The organism is Pseudomonas arabinosi (assembly GCF_047758675.1).
Classification (GTDB): Bacteria; Pseudomonadota; Gammaproteobacteria; order Pseudomonadales; family Pseudomonadaceae; genus Aquipseudomonas; species Aquipseudomonas arabinosi.
This window is the reverse complement of sequence record NZ_CP180480.1, coordinates 4,188,098-4,208,407: the sequence shown is the minus strand read 5'-3', so window position 1 is coordinate 4,208,407 and position 20,310 is coordinate 4,188,098. Positions and strand designations below refer to the sequence as shown.

The 20,310-nt window shown below is 60.8% G+C and carries 18 protein-coding genes; 10 read left to right on the top strand and 8 right to left on the bottom strand.

Annotation, left to right across the window (positions count from 1 at the left end):
- Positions 1–121: 121 nt before the first annotated feature.
- From ACMXYJ_RS19510 to ACMXYJ_RS19470, 9 genes are all read left to right on the top strand, one after another.
- Complete coding sequence (locus ACMXYJ_RS19510; RefSeq protein ID WP_076030998.1) at positions 122–1,444, top strand: MFS transporter; 1,323 nt, start codon at positions 122–124, stop codon at positions 1,442–1,444.
- A 150-nt stretch (positions 1,445–1,594) separates the two neighbouring features.
- Complete coding sequence (gene araD1, locus ACMXYJ_RS19505; RefSeq protein WP_415756497.1) at positions 1,595–2,587, top strand: AraD1 family protein; 993 nt, start codon at positions 1,595–1,597, stop codon at positions 2,585–2,587.
- A 10-nt stretch (positions 2,588–2,597) separates the two neighbouring features.
- Entirely contained in the window at positions 2,598–4,178 is a 1,581-nt protein-coding gene (locus ACMXYJ_RS19500) for an aldehyde dehydrogenase (NADP(+)) (RefSeq protein ID WP_415756496.1), read from the top strand.
- 163 nt (positions 4,179–4,341) lie between these two features.
- A complete protein-coding gene (locus ACMXYJ_RS19495; protein WP_134097098.1) occupies positions 4,342–4,638 on the top strand; it encodes a DUF5629 family protein in 297 nt (98 codons plus the stop codon).
- A complete protein-coding gene (locus tag ACMXYJ_RS19490) occupies positions 4,631–5,800 on the top strand; it encodes a lactonase family protein (protein ID WP_415760764.1) in 1,170 nt (389 codons plus the stop codon). The genes ACMXYJ_RS19495 and ACMXYJ_RS19490 overlap by 8 nt, the downstream gene beginning before the upstream one ends.
- Before the next feature lie 155 nt (positions 5,801–5,955).
- Positions 5,956–6,135, top strand: a complete 180-nt coding sequence (locus ACMXYJ_RS19485; protein WP_008030101.1) for a hypothetical protein — start codon at positions 5,956–5,958, stop codon at positions 6,133–6,135.
- Between the two features lie 208 nt (positions 6,136–6,343).
- The gene (locus ACMXYJ_RS19480; protein WP_255141673.1) at positions 6,344–6,469 is read left to right on the top strand and encodes a hypothetical protein; all 126 of its coding nucleotides are present in this window, start codon (positions 6,344–6,346) and stop codon (positions 6,467–6,469) included.
- A gap of 115 nt (positions 6,470–6,584) precedes the next feature.
- Positions 6,585–6,797: a hypothetical protein gene (locus ACMXYJ_RS19475; protein WP_415756495.1), complete on the top strand. Its 213-nt coding sequence runs from the start codon at positions 6,585–6,587 to the stop codon at positions 6,795–6,797.
- Positions 6,794–7,051, top strand: a complete 258-nt coding sequence (locus tag ACMXYJ_RS19470) for a hypothetical protein (RefSeq protein ID WP_415756494.1) — start codon at positions 6,794–6,796, stop codon at positions 7,049–7,051. The genes ACMXYJ_RS19475 and ACMXYJ_RS19470 overlap by 4 nt, the downstream gene beginning before the upstream one ends.
- Before the next feature lie 109 nt (positions 7,052–7,160).
- On the opposite strand, the gene ACMXYJ_RS19465 is transcribed toward ACMXYJ_RS19470, so the two are convergent.
- The 3 genes from ACMXYJ_RS19465 to ACMXYJ_RS19455 are packed head-to-tail and all read right to left on the bottom strand — an operon-like array spanning position 7,161 to position 12,636.
- Entirely contained in the window at positions 7,161–7,757 is a 597-nt protein-coding gene (locus tag ACMXYJ_RS19465) for a glutathione S-transferase (protein WP_415756493.1), read from the bottom strand.
- Complete coding sequence (locus tag ACMXYJ_RS19460) at positions 7,754–11,395, bottom strand: AAA family ATPase (RefSeq protein WP_415756492.1); 3,642 nt, start codon at positions 11,393–11,395, stop codon at positions 7,754–7,756. The genes ACMXYJ_RS19465 and ACMXYJ_RS19460 overlap by 4 nt, the downstream gene beginning before the upstream one ends.
- On the bottom strand, positions 11,392–12,636 hold the full coding sequence (locus ACMXYJ_RS19455; RefSeq protein ID WP_415756491.1) for an exonuclease SbcCD subunit D C-terminal domain-containing protein: 1,245 nt from the start codon (positions 12,634–12,636) through the stop codon (positions 11,392–11,394). Before ACMXYJ_RS19455 ends, ACMXYJ_RS19460 begins: the two co-directional genes overlap by 4 nt.
- Before the next feature lie 201 nt (positions 12,637–12,837).
- On the opposite strand from ACMXYJ_RS19455, the gene ACMXYJ_RS19450 reads away from it, so the two are divergent.
- Positions 12,838–14,421: an ABC-F family ATP-binding cassette domain-containing protein gene (locus tag ACMXYJ_RS19450; RefSeq protein ID WP_415756490.1), complete on the top strand. Its 1,584-nt coding sequence runs from the start codon at positions 12,838–12,840 to the stop codon at positions 14,419–14,421.
- A 6-nt stretch (positions 14,422–14,427) separates the two neighbouring features.
- Here the strand turns inward: ACMXYJ_RS19450 and ACMXYJ_RS19445 are convergent, their stop codons facing one another.
- The 5 genes from ACMXYJ_RS19445 to ACMXYJ_RS19425 are packed head-to-tail and all read right to left on the bottom strand — an operon-like array spanning position 14,428 to position 20,305.
- Entirely contained in the window at positions 14,428–16,068 is a 1,641-nt protein-coding gene (locus ACMXYJ_RS19445) for a BatD family protein (protein WP_415756489.1), read from the bottom strand.
- Entirely contained in the window at positions 16,065–17,804 is a 1,740-nt protein-coding gene (locus tag ACMXYJ_RS19440) for a tetratricopeptide repeat protein (RefSeq protein WP_415756488.1), read from the bottom strand. Before ACMXYJ_RS19440 ends, ACMXYJ_RS19445 begins: the two co-directional genes overlap by 4 nt.
- Complete coding sequence (locus ACMXYJ_RS19435) at positions 17,801–18,877, bottom strand: vWA domain-containing protein (protein WP_415756487.1); 1,077 nt, start codon at positions 18,875–18,877, stop codon at positions 17,801–17,803. The genes ACMXYJ_RS19440 and ACMXYJ_RS19435 overlap by 4 nt, the downstream gene beginning before the upstream one ends.
- Positions 18,870–19,364, bottom strand: coding sequence for a DUF4381 domain-containing protein (locus ACMXYJ_RS19430; RefSeq protein WP_415756486.1), 495 nt, complete (start codon positions 19,362–19,364; stop codon positions 18,870–18,872). The genes ACMXYJ_RS19435 and ACMXYJ_RS19430 overlap by 8 nt, the downstream gene beginning before the upstream one ends.
- On the bottom strand, positions 19,361–20,305 hold the full coding sequence (locus tag ACMXYJ_RS19425) for a DUF58 domain-containing protein (RefSeq protein ID WP_008150798.1): 945 nt from the start codon (positions 20,303–20,305) through the stop codon (positions 19,361–19,363). Before ACMXYJ_RS19425 ends, ACMXYJ_RS19430 begins: the two co-directional genes overlap by 4 nt.
- Positions 20,306–20,310 lie beyond the last annotated feature (5 nt).

The following is a 20,310-nucleotide window of genomic DNA, read 5'->3' as shown; positions in this document are numbered from 1 at the left end:
AAGTGTTGTTGCGTAAATAGTATTACTATATAGTCCGTTTCAACGGAGGGATTGCCCTGGCGGTTTTCTGCGAGAGGCGTCCCCCGAGGTTCTATAACAACAACAATCGGAGACCGATCTCATGAGCCAGGAACTGCGGCTTATTCGTCGCATCACGCTGAAACTGATTCCCTTCCTGATCCTGCTGTACCTGATCGCCTATGTGGATCGCTCCGCCGTAGGCTTCGCCAAGTTGCACATGGGCGCCGACCTCGGCATTGGTGACGCGGCTTACGGCTTGGGTGCCGGGCTGTTTTTCATTGGCTATTTCCTGCTGGAAATTCCTAGCAACCTGATGCTCGAACGCTTTGGCGCGCGGCGCTGGTTTGCGCGGATCATGGTCACCTGGGGCGCCATCACCATTGGCATGGCCTTCGTCCAGGGGCCGCACAGTTTCTATGTGATGCGCTTTCTGCTCGGCGCCGCGGAAGCCGGGTTCTTTCCGGGCGTTCTCTACTACATCACCCAGTGGTTCCCGGTGCGCCATCGCGGCAAGATCCTCGGGTTATTCATCCTTTCCCAACCCATCGCCATGTTGATCACCGGCCCGGTGTCCGGCGGTCTGCTCGGCATGGACGGCATTCTTGGCCTGCATGGCTGGCAGTGGCTGTTCATCGTCATCGGCGCTCCGGCGATCCTGTTGACCTGGCCAGTGCTGCGTTGGCTGCCGGATGGCCCGAAACAGGTGAAGTGGATGGACCAGGCCGAGAAGGACTGGCTGACCGGCGAACTGAAAAAGGACCTTGAGGAATACGGCCAGACCCGCCACGGCAATCCGTTGCACGCCCTTAAGGACAAACGTGTCTTGCTGCTGGCGTTGTTCTATCTGCCGGTGACCCTGAGCATCTACGGCCTGGGCTTGTGGCTGCCGACCCTGATCAAGCAGTTCGGGGGCACGGATCTGGTGACCGGTTTCGTGTCGTCGGTGCCGTACATCTTCGGGATCATCGGGTTGCTGATCATTCCGCGCAGTTCCGACCGCTTGAATGATCGCTACGGCCACTTGGCGGTGCTTTACGTATTGGGTGCCATCGGCCTGTTCCTCAGTGCCTGGCTGACGGTGCCTGTGCTGCAACTGGCGGCGTTGTGCCTGGTGGCCTTCGCGCTGTTTTCCTGCACGGCGGTGTTCTGGACCTTGCCGGGCCGCTTCTTTGCCGGCGCCAGTGCGGCGGCCGGGATCGCCTTGATTAACTCGGTGGGCAACCTCGGCGGCTACATCGGTCCGTTCGTGATCGGCGCGCTCAAGGAATACACCGGCAACCTGGCTTCGGGCCTGTATTTCCTTTCGGGTGTGATGGTGTTCGGGTTGGTGTTGACCGGTGTGGTTTATCGCCTGCTGGAACGAAAGCACGTACTGCCGGCCGACCAGTTCGCGGCCAGCGCCCGTGGCGCTACCCGCACCTGAGGATTCACACCAATCAACTGTGGGAGCGAGCTTGCTCGCGAAAGCGGAGTGTCAGTCACCATTACTGTTGGATGTGACGGCCTCATCGCGAGCAGGCTCGCTCCCACATTGGTTTTGTGGCGTTTTCGAGTTTGTTCAAAGGAGAAAATCATGCGTTTAGTTCAGTTCGAATTGAGTAACGACGAGCGCCGGGTGGGCGTGGTCGAAGACGGTCTGGTGCGCGAAGTGAAGGACGCACGCACGGTTCGCGACCTGGCGTTGGCGGCGATCGAGGCGGGCGTCAATCTTGAGCAACAGGTGAAAACCCTGGGCCTGAGCATCAGCCATGACTATGCAGAACTGTTGGCCATGCTGCGCATCCTGCCGCCACTGGATCACCCGGACCCCGCGCACATGCTGGTCAGCGGTACGGGCCTGACCCATCTGGGCAGTGCGTCGGCGCGGGACAAGATGCATCAGCAAGTCGGCGACGAAGCCGCGATGACCGACACCATGCGCATCTTCAAATGGGGCGTGGAGGGTGGCAAACCGACGGCGGGGCAGGCCGGCGTACAACCGGAATGGTTCTACAAGGGCGACGGCAGCATCGTCGTGCGTCCGGGCCATCCGTTCCCGCTGCCGCCGTTTGCCGAAGACGCGGGGGAGGAGCCGGAGCTCAGCGGTCTCTATGTCATCGGCCACGACGGCAAACCGTATCGCCTCGGTTTCGCGGTGGGTAACGAGTTCTCCGACCATGTGATGGAACGCAAAAACTACCTCTACCTGGCCCATTCCAAACTGCGCAGTTGCAGTTATGGCCCGGAACTTCGGGTCGGTGAATTACCGGAGCATCTGGCAGGCACCAGCCGCATCCTGCGTGACGGTGAAGTGCTGTGGCAGAACGAGTTCCTCAGTGGCGAGGCCAACATGTGCCACAGCCTGGAAAACCTCGAGTACCACCATTTCAAGTACAGCCAGTTCCTGCGTCCGGGCGATGTGCACATTCACTTCTTCGGCACTGCGACCCTGTCCTTTGCCGACGGCATTCGCACTCAGCCGGGTGACGTGTTCGAGATCAGTCAGGCCGAGTTCGGTGCACCGTTGATCAACGGGATTGCACCGGTTGACGCAGCATTCGAGCCCGGCACCGTCGGCACCCTTTAAGGAGATAGGCATGACCCAGATTCTTGGTCACAACTACATCGCCGGTCAGCGCAGCGCTGCCGGCGAAATCATCGTCAACAGCGTTGATGCCAACACGGGCGAAAACCTGCCTTACAGTTTCCACCAGGCCACCCTCGAAGAGGTCGATGCCGCCGCCAAGGCTGCCGCTGCCGCCTACCCGGCCTATCGCAGCTTGAGCGCCGAACGCCGGGCGCAATTTCTCGATGCGATTGCTGATGAACTGGACGCGCTGGGTGATGACTTTGTAGCGCTGGTCTGCCGCGAAACCGCGCTGCCAGCGGCACGGATTCAAGGCGAACGAGGTCGCACTAGCGGTCAGATGCGTCTGTTCGCCAAAGTACTGCGGCGCGGTGATTTCTACGGAGCGCGGATTGATCAGGCACTGCCGGAGCGCCAACCGTTGCCGCGTCCGGACCTGCGCCAATACCGCATCGGCCTCGGACCGGTGGCCGTGTTTGGTGCGAGCAACTTTCCGTTGGCATTCTCCACAGCCGGCGGCGACACTGCTTCGGCGTTGGCCGCCGGTTGCCCGGTGGTGTTCAAGGCTCACAGCGGTCACATGGCAACCGCCGAACTCGTTGCCAACTCGATCATCCGGGCCGCAGAAAAAACCGGCATGCCGGCCGGCGTGTTCAACATGATCTATGGCGGTGGGGTCGGCGAAGCGTTGGTCAAGCATCCGGCGATTCAGGCGGTAGGCTTTACCGGTTCGTTGAAAGGCGGTCGTGCGTTGTGCGACATGGCTGCCGCGCGTCCACAACCGATCCCGGTGTTCGCCGAGATGTCGAGCATCAACCCGGTGATCGTTTTGCCGCAGGCGCTGCAAGTTCGCGCCGAATCGGTCGCCCGTGACCTGACCGCTTCGGTGGTTCAGGGCTGCGGCCAGTTCTGTACCAATCCCGGGCTGGTGATCGGTATTCGCTCGCCGCAGTTCAGCGCCTTCATTCAGCAGGTCGCAGGGCTGATCGGCGATCAACCGGCGCAAACCATGCTCAATGCCGGGACCTTGAGCAGCTATGGCCAAGGCCTGCAAAAACTCCTCGCCCATCCGGGCATCGAGCATCTCGCCGGCAGTCCGCAACAAGGCAATCAGGCGCAACCGCAGCTGTTCAAGGCGGATGTCAGCCTGTTGATCAAGGGCGATGAAGTGCTGCAGGAAGAAGTGTTCGGCCCGACCACAGTGTTCCTCGAAGTGGCCGATCGGGCGCAACTCAGCGCCGCATTGAACGGCCTGCACGGGCAGCTGACGGCGACGATCATTGGCGAACCGGCGGACTTCGAGCAGTTCGCTGAGCTGACGCCGTTGCTGGAACAGAAGGTCGGACGGATCCTGCTGAACGGTTATCCGACCGGGGTGGAAGTCTGCGATTCGATGGTCCATGGCGGGCCGTATCCGGCAACGTCCGATGCGCGCGGCACGTCAGTGGGCACCTTGGCCATCGACCGTTTCCTGCGCCCGGTGTGCTTCCAGAACTACCCCGACAGCCTGCTGCCAGATGCCTTGAAGAAGGGTAATCCGCTGCGCATTCAACGCCTGGTGGACGGCCAACTTTCCCGCGACGCCCTCTAACGGCGAGCACAATCCCCTGTGGGAGCGAGCTTGCTCGCGATGGCGGTATGTCATTCAACATCGATGTGATTGGCACGGACTCATCGCGAGCAAGCTCGCTCCCACATTGGTCTCAGGCGCAATGAGCTATCATTGCGTCTTTCCCATTCAAAGATTGACTGCCATGACCGCCCCAACCGACACCTTGCTCGCCACCCTCGAACACTGCGATATGGTGGAAATCGACGGGCTGCACGCCTTCGAATTCTCCCTCGATGAAGACGATAACCTGCACATCGAATGCCTGGATGGTCGTGTGTCCAAACACTGGGAGTTCACCCCGGCCGAAGTCGAGGCCGCGACCTTCGATCCAGACCTGCAAAGCTGGCTGATCACCGGCAGTTCCGGTGAGCACCGGTTGGTATGCATGACCGCGTTCCGCGGTGATGACGACGAGGAAGAAGCGAATGAGGATGCGTAAGCTCTGGCCACTGTTGATGGCCGGCAGTGTCGGCGCGATGGGTTTTCAGGCTGCATTCGCCGACGACTATCAGTTGCTGGTCGGTTCCTACACGGCCGGTCAGAGCCAAGGGATCTATCGCCTGAACTTCGACAGCGCCACCGGGCAGATCGATGCCAAACCGCTGCAAGTGGTCAAGAGCGAAAACCCATCCTGGCTGACCCTGTCCAAGGACCAGCGCCAGCTGTTCGTGGTCAACGAAAACGGCCCGGGACAGACCGATCCGGTAGGGCGCGTGAGCAGTTATGCGATCGATCCGAAGACCCATGAACTGAGCCTGATCAATCAGGTGCAAAGCCTGGGCAACGAGCCGACTCATTCGAGCCTCGGCCTTGAAGCCAGTCACCTGTTTGTCAGCAACTATTCGGTGTCTGAAGATCCGGGCGGCACCCTGGCGGTGTTGCCGGTGGGCGCCGATGGCAAGCTCAAGCCCGTGGTGCAGATGAGCAGCCATCCATCGAGCCGGGTCAATCCCGAGCGGCAGATGTCGGCACACGTGCATTCCACGGTTCCCTCGCCGGACGGCCAGTATGTGTTCTCCAATGACCTGGGTGCCGACAAGATCTTTGCCTATCGCTTCGACCCCAAGGCCAACCCGGAACTGCCCTTGACCGCCGCTACACCGGCGTCCGTGCAGTTGCCACCCGGCAGCGGGCCGCGTCATCTGCTGTTCAGCGCCGATGGCAAGCACGCGTGGCTGGTCATGGAAATGAGCGCGCAGGTTGCGGTGTTCGACTACAAGGACGGCCAACTCAAGCAAACGCAAATGGTCGAGTTGGCGACGGGTCAGCCCGTTTCGGACAAGGCGGCCGGTGCACTTCACGCGTCGCGTGATGGCAAGTTCCTCTACGTCAGCAACCGTGGCACCGCCAATCAGCTGCTGGTGTTCGCCATCGATCCTGCGACCGGGCACCTCAAGGAACTGCAGCGCCGTTCTGTTGAAGGTGATCACCCGCGTGAGTTCAGCCTCGATCCGAGTGGCAAGTTCTTGTTGATCGCCAATCAGAAAAGCAACCAGATTGTCGTCGTCGAACGCGATTCAAAGACAGGCCTGCTGGGTAAAACCGTGCAAAAACTGCCGATGGATGCCCCGAGCGACCTCAAGTTTCTGGTGCGTCAATAGGCCGCAGGCCCCGGTTGATGGGGCCTGCATCCTTCTATTAATGACGCTGATATCTGCTAATGCTACAAAAGATTTCAAGGTGCCAACCTCGAAGGTTAAGTTTGCTTCACGGCCCCACCGGGCAAGCAAGCCAACTGAATCCGAGGAACACCGCCATGAACTTCAATCTCTTCTCCGTAATCGCCGCTTCCGCTATCTCGGCCACCGTTGCTCTGCCAGCCAGCGCCAACGTTGAAATCAGCGACAAAAAATCCCACGCACAAAGCTACACCCAGAAATACCTGCAACAGAGCGCCAACTTTTACGCGGCTCTGGATCACAAGACCCAAGCCTGAAATTTGAACCCTGCACCCTTTATGCAGGAGCGAAGTCACTTGCGCCGATCGAGCTGAAACGCTTCGAGAGACCTGAGTGATGTCGCTCCTGCATAACGCGTTTACGACAGCATCATATTGCCATCAATGTATTGCTTGATATCACATAGCCATAAGTTTAAATTTGACGCTGATTTTTTGACTCCTTCTCATGATAAGGTTCGACAGCATGGCAATGCGTCTGGCCGTGGTTCTTCTGTTTCTCTATTCCACCCCCATTCTTTCGGCTGCCCAGCCCGTTCCAGACGAGCCGGATGCGGCCCGCGAGCGCTTGATGAGTTTTATTGAAGACTGAAATAGTCTGGCTTAATGATCAACGAAGCTGATGGTCACTATGGATAACCCTGAGTGGTTATCACCGCTTTTTTGATCGATTCTGTGGGCATCGAAACATGCCTGCGGAGAACATCATGGCCAGCTCAATCATCACTTCTGCCAAATACGGCGCCTACCTGGCTATCGCTCTTTACGTAGCCATGGTGCTGGTTTTCAGCCTCTCGCCTCAATCGCTACAGACCCTCGATGCGCCGATTCAAGTCGCTCATCCCGGCATCCAGTTTGAACACCGTTCGCAAACCGCGATGGTCGATCAGGCTGAACTCGCAGGAGTCGCCGGGGAATGAAAGGGCACAGACTTTGGGTCATCGCCTTCCTGGCGTTCATGACCAATGGATCTTCCTTGCTGGGGATCGGACAGGGCTCGGCGGGGTCGGTGGCACGGACTATCGAAGCCAATCACAACCTTGCTCGTAACATTGAAACCGAGAAGGCCCAGGGGCTGTTGGCTGGCAATCCGCCAATGGAACGCCAGAACGATTTCTTCGGGCCGTTCCACGTGGATTGCTCGGCGTTGCAGATGTGTGCAGTGTTCGCCTGAGACCACCCGTAGGAGCTGCCGAAGGCTGCGATCTTTTGATCTTTGGCGGCAGCGACAATGCGAAGATCAAAAGATCGCAGCCTTCGGCAGCTCCTACAGGGATCGCGCTCTACTTCGCCATCACCGATGTGAATCTTTCCGACTCCAGAAACCGCTGCAACCAGGCCTGCAAACGGTGATAGGGCGTCTGCCCGAACCACTCGCGATCCACATGGGCGAACTGCCGTACGAATGGCATCAGCGCTACATCCGCCAGACTCGGATGCTCGGCCAGCAAGTAGTCGCGTCCCTCCAGCAACTCATCGAGCCTACGCAAAAACACCTCGCCCTCGGCGCGATAAAACGTCATCGGCTGCTCAGGATATCGTTCGGCGTACTTGTAGCGATTCAGGTGCACCTTGAACACCTGATCGTTTTCTTCGATCAGCTCGGCGATGAGTTGCTGCCCGACAGGATCATCCTTGAGCAACCAATCCTGCGGATCGCTCTGCGCCAGGGCCCAGTGCATGATCGCCAGGCTTTCATCGATCACCTGACCGTCGACGCTCAACACCGGTACCGTGCCTTTGCTCGACAGGGCCAGCATTTCGACTGGTTTGGCCTTCAGGCTGACCTCGACAATATTCACCGCCACACCGGAGTAGCGCAGGGCCATGCGCGCCCGCATCGCGTAGGGGCAGCGGCGGAAGGAATACAGCGTATTCATTTCACCTCCAGCGTACTCAGGCCGTTGCCCTGACGGCGGACCTGAATCTGCACCGGAATCCGTTCATGCATTTCCTGCACGTGTGAAATCACCGCGACTTTTCGTCCCTGCGCTTGCAAGCCGTCGAGAGCGTCCATGGCCAGTTGCAGGGATTCCGGATCAAGGCTGCCGAAACCTTCGTCGATGAACAATGATTCGATTTTCAGCGTGCTCGATGCCATGGACGCCAAGCCGAGCGCCAGAGCCAGCGACACCAGGAACGTCTCGCCGCCGGACAACGAATGTACCGAACGCAGTTCATCGCCCATCTCGGTGTCCATCACCAACAACCCGAGCATGCTGCCGCCACGTTTGAGGCGATAGCGCCGCACCAGTTGCCGCAACTGAACGTTGGCGTGATGCACCAGCAGGTCGAGGTTGTAGGCTTGGGCGATCTTGCGGAAGGTGTCGCCCGTGGCCGAACCGATCAGTGCATTCAAACGTGCCCAGCGCTGGTACTCGGTGTAGGCGTCGGCGATCTGCTGAGCGAGGGCCTGATTGGCGTTTTGCCGGCGCTGATCTTCGGCCTGTTCGGCGCGCAGTTCGGCGCAACGGTGTTCGCTGGCGGTGAACAGGTTTTGCAGCTCGGCAAGCGCTGTCGCCAGTTGTTCGGCGTCGAGATTGCCGTTGTGCTGTGCCTGGTGATTGAGCAGACGCTGATCGCGTTCCTGCAACAGAACCTTGGTCTGTTCGATGGCTTTTTCGCTTTGCTGCAATTGCCGGCGCAGTTCGCTGACCTGCTGGTCGTCGACACTCAGCAGAGCTTCCAGGCCACCGTCATCCAGTTCCGGATGCAGTGCGCGCCAGTCGGCAATCTTGCCGCTCAGCTCGCGATCTTCGGTGTCCAGTGCCTGCGAGCGTTCCTGCTGGGCCTTGAGTTCGGCGCCCAGCTGCGCCAGCCGCGTACGCACGGTTTGCAGTTCCTGATTGGCCGTCGCTTCGGCATTGCGCGCCTGTTCGACGGCTTGATCCAGTTGCTGCTGCCACTGCTCGGCGCTGGTGTGTTCGCCGAGCAATTGCGTCAGTTTTTGCTGGCAGGCCTGTTGCTGGTCGGCGAGGGCGGTGAACTGCTGTCGGGCCGTTTCCAACTGCTGGAGGCGAGTGAGTTGGCGGTCCTGTTCTTTCTCCAGCGTCTGCTGCCGTTGTTGCTGTTCGCTGAGTTCATCGCGTTGCTGATCGAGTTGTTCCAGGCGCTGGGTGATCTGCCGGTCCAGTTGCATGAAGGTCGCGGCCGGTTCGTTGCGCAAGGCTTGCAGCGTATCGGCCGGGAGCAGGGTGCTGAACGCCGTCAACTCCTCGTCCAGACGCTGGCGATCACTGCTCAACTCACGTTGCTGGTTGGTCAGGTGTTGGGCAGCTTGCTGGTTCGCTGCTTCAGCGCTACGCAGTTGCTGTTGAAGGCGCGCGGCGTCTTGCTGCAGGGTGAGCAGGGCGGTTTGCCGTTGTTCGTCCTGAGTGATGCTTTGGTTCAACTGGTTGTTTTGCTGTACCAGCCAGGCATCGCGTTTAGCCGCATCCTGCGTCAACAGCTGCGCCGATAACGGATGTGCTTCAAGGCTCGGCGCCAGGCTCTGCTGCTGGGTCGCGAGGTGTTCTTGCTGTTGCAGCAACTCCTTTTGCTGCGCAATCACGCCGCCCACTTCAGCGCGCAGTTCAGTGAGCTTTTCTTTCAACAGATCGACAGCTTTCTGGGCGTTGGCCTGTTCGCTTTCATCATGCCGGCCAAGGCTCTGCAGCAGGGCTTCGGGCTGATGATAGGGATGGTCGGGGCTGCCACAGACCGGGCACGGTTGATCGTCCTGCAACTGCTCGCGCAGTTCTTCGACGCTGGCGCTACGTGCCAGACGCTGGCGCTCCAGCAGTTCGCGGGTGACGGTCAGTGTCTGTTCGGCAACGACCAATTCATTCTTGGCTTTCACACCGTCCTGGGTCAGGCGTTCTCGTTCTTGCTGAGCGCTCAGCTGGCGCTGCTGGAGTTCGGACGCGCGCTTGTCCAGTTCCTGCTGACTGGCCCACAGTCGCGTCAGCTCTTCAAAGGCTCGCTGTTGCTTGCGGTTATCCTGCAACAGACTCCCGAGAATCCGGATCTGCTCGGCCACCGCCTCCGGTTCGGCGCCGGCTTCCTTGTACAGCACTTCAAGGCTCTGGCGCTGGGTGGACAGGTCCTCGGCAGCGCGAGCGGCGCTTTGTTCCAAGGCGGCCAGTTCAGCCTGGCCCTTGTTCAGGCGATTGCCGATCAGCATCAGCTGTTGCAGGCGATCACGGTAGGCGTTCCAGGCATCGCTCAAGGGGGCCAGAGGAGTGCTTTGCTCAAGCTCCCCGGCAATTCGCTGCAAACGTTCGGCGACCAGTTTCTGTTGGTCGAGCAGGCCTTGGATCGTGTTTTGGCCCTGAGTGCAGGCCAGTTCCGCCTGCTGCTTGAGGTCGGCACTGAGACTGGCGTCTTTGACCAGACGGGCGAGGGTGCTTTGCTCTTCGAAGGCCTGACGCAGCAGCGGAGCGCTGGAGGTGTGTTGGCTTTGGGCCTCGACCAGCGCGGTCTGTGCAGCACTCAGGCTGTGTTCGAGTTGCGCCTGGCGCTCGTTCAGTTCGGCTTGCTGTTGGGTGTGCTGCTGAATCTGCGCGGCCAGCGGTGTGAGCTGGGCAGTGAGTTCGGTCTTGCGGGCGAACTGGTGCCGTTGCGGGGCCAGTTGCTCCAGGCGAGTCAGCTTCAAACGTTCGCCGGCCAGAACTTCCCAGTGCTGCTGGGCCGATTGCAGCTGTTCGGTAGCGCTCTGCTGCTCGTCCTGCAATTGGCGCAGGTCCTTGAGCCAGGTGTGTTGCAGTTCCAATTGCTTGAGTTGCGCTTGCTGGGTCTTGAGTTGCTGCTGAGCCTCGTTGAAGCGTTCATCGAGTTCCGCGCGGGCTTCTGGCGACAACGGCGTCACGCCGGTGGCCTGGTCCTGCAATAACTTGTGGGTTTCGCGAGCCTCTTTGGTTTTGTCGAACGCCCGGCGACCGAGGCGCGTATAGAGCGCGGTATCGGTGAGTTTTTCCAGCAGCTCGCTACGTTCGTTGTCGTTAGCCTTGAGAAAAGCACTGAACTCACTCTGGGCCAGCAGCACCGCGCGGGTGAATTGCTCGAAGTTCAAGCCCAGTACGGATTCGAGCTGAGTTTTGAATTCAACTTTCTGACTGGCCAGCAGTTGATCCAGATCGATGTCGCGCAAACTCTGACGACTGGCTTGCAGCTTGCCGCCGGCCTTCTCCCGGGCGCGATTAGCCTCCCAGCGAGCGCGGTAACGACGGCCATCGATGCCAACGAAATCGACTTCGGCATAACCTTCACCCGTGCCGCGACGCAGCAGCGTGCGGGGGTCGCCCGTGCTGATTTCGCCGTCGGCGTCTGGCGCTTTGGCAGACACCTGAGCATTGCTCAGCCGAGGCACAGCACCGAACAGCGCCAGGCACAAGGCGTCGAGCAACGTGCTTTTACCGGCGCCGGTCGGCCCGGTGATCGCGAACAGACCGGCGCTGGCCAACGGTTCAGCGGTAAAGTCGATTTCAAAAGGCCCGGCCAGTGAGGCGAGGTTTTTCAGGCGGATCGCGAGGATCTTCATACTTGTTCGCTCTCCATCTGCACGTCTTGCAACAGCTCGGCGAAGTCCTTGAGTGTTTGCTCGTCGACCTCGCTGCCGTAGTTGTCCTGCCAGGCGCGGCTGAACAGTTCCTGAGGCGTGAGCTGGTCGAGTTCGATCAAGGTCGTGCCGTCATCCACGCCATCGCGGCTGCCGTTGCCGGCGTATTCAGCGGCGATCCGCACCAGACGCACGGCTTTGCCTTGCAGGGCGGTTTCCACTTGATAACGCAAGTCGGGTTGCGGCTCATCGAGGCGCACCCGAACTTCCAGCCACGGCTGGCGCTGGATATCGGCCAGCAGGTCGATGTTTGGCAGGTCGGCCAGTTGCAGCAGGATTTCCGCCAATGGTGCGGGACCGATGCGTTGCAGATTCACCGCCCGGGGGATCAGTTTGGGTTCGACGCTGACCAGGGTTTCGCCTTTCAGATTGATGTCGAGAATCTGGTGCTGATAGCCAATCTCGGAGAACGACAACGGAATCGGCGAGCCGCTGTAGCGGATACGCTCTTCACCATTGACCTTCTGCGGCTTGTGCAAGTGGCCGAGGGCGACGTAACTGATGCTCGGCCCGAACAGGCTGGCGGGCAGCGCTTCGGCGTTACCGATGATCAGGCTGCGCTCGGAGTCTTCCGAGACCGAACCGCCGGCCATGTGCGCGTGACTGATAGCGATCAGCGCCTGGCACGGTTTGCGCTTGGCATTGGCCGCTTCAATCAGCCATTCGTGAACCTGACCGATACCGCGCAGGTAGTTGTCACCCAAATGCGCACCGGTCACTTCGGCGGGGCGCAGGAACGGCAGCGCCAGGCACCAGGCGACGATTTTGCCTTTGGCATCCGGTAATGGCAGCAGCAGACGCTCGGCGTCGAGTTGACCGTCATCCAGCCACAGCACACGACCCAGCGCATGCGTGCGCAAACGCCGCATCAGCGGCGCGGGCAGTTCAATGCGCGAGCCGGAATCGTGGTTGCCGGCGATCATCACGATGGTCAGCTTCGGCTGCTGTTCATGGGCACTGACGATGAAATCGTAGAGACGTTCCTGGGCTTTGACCGGCGGATTGACCGTGTCGAAGATATCGCCGGCAATCAGAAGCACGTCTGGCTGGTCCAGCTTCAGCTGGCGCAGCAGCCATTCGAGAAAGCAGGCGTGTTCGAAATCGCGTTCCTGGCCGTGCAGGTTTTGTCCAAGGTGCCAGTCGGAGGTGTGAAACAGACGCAAGGTGAACTCCGTAGGAAATAAGGTGATGGCCGCGAGGGAAATGATGGCGACTAAAGGGGAGGGAGTTTACTGGCAAAAGACCGGGGATGCTGAAAGCCTTGAAAGATTGCCTGTCGATTGGGTGGTACAGCTTCAGTATGGTGGAGGGCAGTCGAACGCTGTTGCGCAGCATCAGGGAGTTTTATTGTTTAAGGAGGCGTCATGACCCAACGGTTACTTCAACTTGATCAAGTGTCGTTCAACCTGCCCGACGGGCGCGTTCTGTTCGATCACTTGAGCCACACCTTCAGTACCAGGGCCACCGGCATCGTGGGCGCCAATGGCTGTGGCAAGTCCTTGCTTGGCCGGCTCCTGACGGGGGAACAACTGCCCACCAGCGGCATCGTTCGCCGCGAAGGGCGGGTTTACGCCGTGGCGCAGTTACTGGAACCCGAGCGCTATCCCAGCGTTGCCGCACTGGCCGGGGTCGCCCCTATTCTGGCGGCACTGGATCGCATTGCCCAAGGCAGCGTCGACGATGACGACCATTCGCTGGCAGTCGATCAATGGGATTGCGCCGCACGCCTTGAGGCGGAGCTGCAGCAGATCGGCCTGGGTCATTTGAATGCCGACGCGTGCACCGACGCCCTCAGTGGTGGCGAACGACAACGGGTGGCGCTGATGGGGGCGTGGTTGTCCAGAGCCGACTGGCTCATTCTGGATGAGCCCAGCAATCACCTGGATATTGATCAGCAACACAAGCTTGCACAGCAGATCGCTCGCTGGCCCAACGGTCTGGTGTTGATCAGCCACGACCGCGGACTTTTGGAACACGTGAACGAAATCGTCGAGCTTTCGCCCTTGGGGCCGGCGGTTTATGGCGGTAACTACAGTCAATATGCGGCGGCACGCGAGCAAGAACAGCAGTCGTTCCAGTCGGCATTGCAAGGTGAGCGGGCGCAGGCCAAGCGTGAGCAACGTGAGATGGTCGTGCAGATGGAGCGTCAGCAACGGCGTAATGCGCGCGGCGACCGTCAGGCCCGTGACGGCAATCAGACCAAGCTGATTACCAACGCACAGAAAGAGCGCAGTGAAAACAGTCAGGGAAAATTGCGCCTCAATCAACAGGTGGCCCGGGAGCAGCAACAACAACGTATCGCCGAGGCCCGTGCGCGGTGCGCGCCGGACATTCAACGCATGATGTTGTCTCCGGAAAGCGTAGTGCCCAATGGCAAGATGATTGTGCAGCTCAACGACGTCATTCTCCCGTTCGGTTACGCGGCGTCGGTCAATCTGACGCTGACGGGGCCTATGCGCATGGCGATCCTGGGCGTCAACGGCAGCGGCAAGTCGACCCTGTTGCGAGTGATCGCCGGCCAACTGCCGGTGCGCGAAGGCGAACTTATCTGCAGTTGCCATGTTGGCTGGCTGGATCAACACGCCGGATTGCAGTACCCCGAACGCACCGCGGTGCAATGGCTCTACGAGAGTAATCCGGAGTTGCCCGAAGCCGAGGCGCGAACCCGGTTGGCGCAGATGGGCATCGATGCGGATCGTGCGATGCTCAAGACCTGCCAGTTGAGCGGCGGCGAACGTCTGAAAATAGCACTGGCTGCGCAGTTATATGCACAGCGGCCACCGCAATTGCTATTGCTGGACGAGCCGGACAACCATTTGGACTTGCCCAGTAAAATTGCGCTGGAGCAGATGCTCAATCAGTACCAAGGGGCATTGATCGTCGTCTCACACGACAGCGCTTTTTTACAGGCCATTCATCTGGACGCCGAGTTCCATCTCGACCGCTAGGGGCCGTTACTTCGGATAAAGCGGCGGCAGGCCACTGTCGCCAACCGGGTCCTGAACCCGCTCGGCAATCGGAATCGCCTTGATCGCCCGCCACAGATCGTCACCTTGCCAATGCTGGCCGGTTTCGCTGTAGAGCGCGCCGTTCAAGCCATCGAGGGCGTCGGACAGCGGCACAAAACGCGCCGCCATATCGGCCAGGGTTTCCGGTTGTTGCCGGGCCCAGGCGTCGAGGGCCTGACGGGTGGCGTGGGTGTCGTTGGCTTGACAGGCGCGCTTGAGATCGTCGAGCACGGTGCGCGGGCTCGGGCCGGTCTGCGCCGCGCGCAGGATCGCCGGTTGCCAGCGGGCGCGCCACCAGAGACCGAAGCCCAGCAGGGTGGTGCAGGCCAGGATCAGGGTGCTGAGTTTCCACCACCAGAGGGCTTCGTTGTCGGCAGCGGAAAAGACTTGTGGCATGCCGGCCGGGGTGTCGACCATCAGGCTCGGATTATTCGCCACTGGCAGGGTTTGGGCCGGCAGGCTGCTGTGATCCAGGTGGTCCTCGAAGGTGTTCCACCAGATCACTTCAACTGCGGGCAACTCGATTGCGCCGCTACGCGTCGGCACCAGGGCTTCGCGGTCTTCGCGACTGCCGATCAGGCCTCGTTCGCTGTTCTGGTTGCCCAATACCGGTTGATCCGGGTAGCGCCGCAAGCCGTTGACATCGGTGGCGGGCAGCGGTGGCAATTGCGAACTGTCCAGGCCTTCAGCCTTTACCGTCAGGCTGCGGGTCAACGAATCACCCACCTGCGCATGATCCGGTTCCGGGTTCCAGCTTTCGCTCAGGCTGAGGCTACGGGCCGGCAACCATGGCACGTCGGCCGGGTAGGTGACGGGTTTGGCCTTGACGGTCAGCAGAATCTCGGCGGAGCTGACCCGCATCAATTTGCCCGATTTCGGTGCCTGCGCGTCGGAGTCCTTGGCGGGCTGTGCGTCCACGAGTGCGGCATTGAATATCTGCGGCGGAATAATCAGCTCACCGCTGTGTTGCGGGTAGATCGCGTAGCGCATCTCGATCACGCCGTGGCGCAGGCCATTGATGTCTTTCTCGTAGGTGCGCGCCTCGCCGAGTTGCTCGATACGCACATCGGGAATTTGCAAAGGAGGCAGGCTGCTGTCGTCGTACAGCGACACCGAATGGTAGATGCGCAAGGTCAGGATCGCCTGGGCCTGCACGTAAACGCTGCTTTGATCGAGGTTGGCGTCGATGAACACCGGGGCCCGTTTGGTCGGACTGTCCTGGGTTTCGGTCTCGACCACTTGCAGGGTGATCGGCTGGCTCTGCACGTCACCCAGTTGCAGTGACGGAATCACCACGCTGCCGTTCTGCCGAGGCAGCAGGGTGATGATCCAGCGCGTGGTTGCACGGTTGTCGCCGTTCAGGGTGGTCAACTGGTTGACCTGACGCGTGCCGCGCACGTCGAACAACGGCTCCAGCGGTGTCAGGTCAGGCTTGCCGAACTGCGTCACATCGTTGGATTCCAGGGTCAGTTCAATCGTTTCGCCGCTGTTCAGGCGACTGCGATCCACACTGGCGACCAGCCCCGCAGCCTGAGCCTGAACAGTGCAAAGCAGCAATGCGAGCAAGAAAGTGGTGAAGCGGGTCATCGAGTTTTTTCCTGATCCTGATGTTGTTGCTGTTCGTACCAGAATTTGCGTCTGAGCAATTCACCCGGATCATCGGGGATCTTGCGCAGCCATTGCTCCAGCGCCTGGCGCTGTTCTCCATCGATGTTGTCGCTGGCCGGCCGCATCGGTGGTCGGGTGCTGTCTTCATTCCCCAGTTCGCTGCCCGGGACTTCATTGGTGCCGGGTTTCGAAGGCGTGTTGCTCTGTTGGTCGGAGTCCGTCGTGGTTTGTTGGCCGTCGGTTTTCGGTTCGCCATTATCCGCTGGTTGTGTGGCCGCGCCCGGCGGCGGTTCTTGCGTGGGAGGCTCGGTCTCGTTGCCGGCGTTTTTGTCCGGTGCAACGGGCGGTGGAGTGTTTTTCTGCTTGAGCAGACTTTCCACCAGCGCCTTGTTGGTCAGGGCCGGACGCAAATCCGGTTGACGCTCCAGCGCCTGTTCGTAGGCATCCAGCGCGGCTTCCAGCTCACCGCTTTTTGCCAGGGCGTTGCCACGATTGTAGTGGGCGTGGGCGTCGCTGCCTTCGGCGAACCGCTGGGCGGCGTCGCTGTAGTCGCCTGCTTCGTAGAGCGCCACGCCTTGCCATTGGCGATCTTCGAAATGCTGCGCAGCCTCGGCCGAGCGCTTCTGCTTCAGCAGGATCAGACCCTGTTGGTCGGGTCGCAGCCACAAATCGTTGAAGTCGAAGGCATAACTCGGTTGTGGCAACAGGAATAACAGTGGCACGCAGAACAGCCAGCCGCGACGACCGGCGCACGCCGCGAGCAGCAGCAACGGCAACAACAGCCAGTAACCCTGATCGGCCCACGTATCGAGGCGCAGGGTCTGACCGTCATTGCGCAGCGCGCGTGGACCGTCGAGCAAACCGAGGGCGCGCAGGTCGGCATCGTCCAGGCGCGCGTGGCGATAGCGTCCGTCCAGGTCGCTGGTAAAGGCTTTCAGGCTTGGCTCGTCCAGATGTGGCACCAGAATCGCGCCTTGGTCGTCCTTCAGAAAACTGCCGTCCTCCTGGGTGATCGGCGCGCCTTCGGCGGTGCCGATACCGAGCATCAGAAATTGTGTCGACTTGCCGTCCAGCGCCTGCTGAATCCCCTGGCGTTCCAGTTCGGTCAAGGTCGAACCGATCAGCAGGATCCGCCCGTCACCGAGTGCGCCCTGTTCCAGCAGGGCAAGGGCCTTGGTCACCGCCAGATCGGCGCGATGTCCTGCCTGGGGCATCAGCGAAGGCTTGAGGGCATCCAATAGATTGCGGCTGGTCGACAAATCATCCGACAGTGGCACCAGCGTGTGAGCGCTGCCGGCGTAGACGACGATCGCGGTCTGGGCATCGCTGCGGTTCTCCAGCAGGTCGAACAGCTTGCGCCGGGCCTGTTCCAGCCGGTTGGGGGGGACGTCGGTGGCGAGCATTTCCGGGGTCAGCTCAAGGACCACGACCAACGGGTCGGCGGGTTTCTGACTGGCTTGCTCGACACGTTCCCAGCTCGGGCCGAGCAGCGCCAGGACGGTCAGGACCCAGGCACATCCAAGGATGACCCACGGCAATTTGCTGTCGCGACCGTTGCCACCACTGAGCAACGCCGCATGGAAGGCCGGAGGCAGAATCATCTGCCAGCGCCCGGCGCGTTTCTGCCGATGCCAGAGCTGCCAGAGCAACCAGCCAAGCAATGGCAACAACAGTAACCACCAGGGGCGGAACACGTACGGCCAGAGTGCACTCATCGACGCCTCCGCAGACGCAGGCGCTTAAGCCGCTGGCGCCAGTCGGGCAGTTGATTTTGCAGAAGGTCCTTGGTGAACAGTCGCCGCAATGGGTTGTCAGGCCAGCGTTCGCGAACCACCAGCAGCATGCTCAATAGCAACCCCATCGCCAAAGGCCAGTGGTACAACGCCTGAGCCGGGCGGGCCTGAGTCGGTTGCTGGGTCACCGGTTCCAGTTTGTCGAGGGTGTCCTTGATCGCTTGCAGCTCCTTGTCATCATGGGCGCGAAAATACTGGCCGCCCGTGGCTTCGGCGATCGCCATCAAGGAGGGCTCATCGAGGTCGAGGCTCGGGTTGACCCCCAGGAAACCCAAAGTGCCGCTTTGCTCCGGATCGGCGCCGATACCGATCGGGTAGATTTTCACGCCTTCGCTGGCTGCCAGCCGCGCAGCCGTGAGCGGGTCGATTTGGCCACCGTTGTTGGCGCCGTCCGTGACCAGAATCAGTACGCGACTTTGTGCCGGGCGTTGGCGCAGGCGTTTGAGGGCCAGGCCGATGGCATCGCCGATGGCCGTGTTTTTGCCGGCGATGCCGATCCGCGCCTCGTCGAGCCACACGCGCACCGTGTGCCGGTCGAAGGTCAACGGTGCTTGCAGATACGCCTGGCTGCCGAACAGGATCAGGCCGACGCGATCGCCATCGCGACTTTCAAGGAAGTCACCGAGCAAGTGCTGAACCAATGTGAGTCGACTGACTTCTTCGTCCTGCCACTGCATGTCGGGAAAATCCATCGAGCCAGATACGTCGACCGCGACCAGCAGATCGCGACCGCTGGCGGCGATGGGCAGCGGTTCGCCAAGCCATTGCGGGCGCGCCGCGGCGATCAGCAACAACAGCCACAGCAGCATGAACGGGGCCTGTTGGCGCCAGGCCGGCAGGTTGGCCCGAGCGCGGCGGCGAGCCAGGCCTTCGAGGTCGCCGAGGAAGCTGACTTTGAGCGCCGGCTCGCCACTGTCGGCGACAGGCAGCACGATGCGCATCAGCCAGGGCAGCGGCAGCAGGGTAAAAATCCATGGCCAGGCGAACTCAAACATGTTTACGAATCCAGGTGTCGACAGCCTGAGTCAGGCCGGCGATGGCCTTGTCGTCGAGTTTGCATTCGGGTTTGTAGGCGCCTTCGACCAGCACCATCCAGCGGGTCAGGCCGGCGGCCGGGCAGCGATTGTCGAGGAATGCCAGCCATTTGCGCCCATTGAGGGTATGGCTCTGACTGTAGGGGTAGTGGTTGCGGCACAGGCGTTTGAGCAAACCGTTGAGTTGCTGCAGCCAGGCACCGGCCGGAGCGCCGTCGTAAGGTTTTGGCATGCGCGCCAATTCGGCCAGCGCGGCGAGGCGCACCGGGTCCAGCGGTTGCTCGGCGCGCACGATGGGGCCTTTGTCTGGAAGGAAGCGCCTTGCCTTCCACAGACCGAAACCGATGAGCGGCAGTAACAACAGCAACAGCCACCAGCCCGGTGCCGGTGGCCAGAATTCGATCGGTGGCGGGGAGATCAGTGGTTGCAGTTGATCGAGGCTGCTCATCGGCCTTTCCCCGGTTTCTGTGGGTTCAGGTATTCGCGCAATTGTTCAACCATCTCGCTCTGGGTGCTCAGGGGCATCAGCAATACCCGAAGCTTCTGCGCCAGCAATTCCCAGCGAGCGAGGCGCGCTTCGGCCTGGGCGCGATAGGTCTGGCGCAGCTCGAAATTCAGGGTATCGAGTTCCAGTTGCGCGCCGCGTTCGGCGAAGCGTAAAAGCCCGGCGGCGGGCAGGGCGTGATCCAGTGGATCGGATACCGGCAGTAGCAATAGATCGCAATGCCGCGACAACAGGCTCAGCTGTTGTTCGGCGCCCTCGGTCAGGGTGCGTTCGTCGCAGATTATGATCACCAGGCTGCCGGGGCGCAGGACTTCCCGGGCACGGCGCAGGGCAATGTTGAAGGCATCCCGGTCCGGCTCGTTTTCCGTGTGCAGCGACTGATTGACCCGCACCAGACGGTTGAGCAACTGCAGCAGGCTCTGTTTGCTGCGTCGTGGCTTGATTTCATAGTGTTCGTTGTTGCCAAACACCAGTCCGCCGACGCGATCGTTATGACCCAGTGCGGCCCAGCCGATCAGGCTCGCGGCCTGGGCGGCGAGCACCGATTTGAACATCAGCCCCGAGCCGAAAAACAGCCGGCGACTTTGCTCGACCATGATGAAAATCGGCCGCTCGCGCTCTTCATGGAACAGCTTGGTGTGGGGTTCCTGGGTGCGGGCGGTGACGCGCCAGTCGATGCTTCGCACGTCATCGCCGGCCTGATAGACCCGCACCTGATCGAAGTCCACCCCGCGCCCGCGCAGTTTGGAGTGGTGCAAGCCGATCAGCGGGCTGCGCTGGCTCGGCGTGGAAAACAGCTGCACTTCACGCACACGATGGCGCATCTCGATCAGCTCGGCGAGGCTGACACGGATGCCCGGCTCGGGCGGCAGGATGACGTTCATCGGGG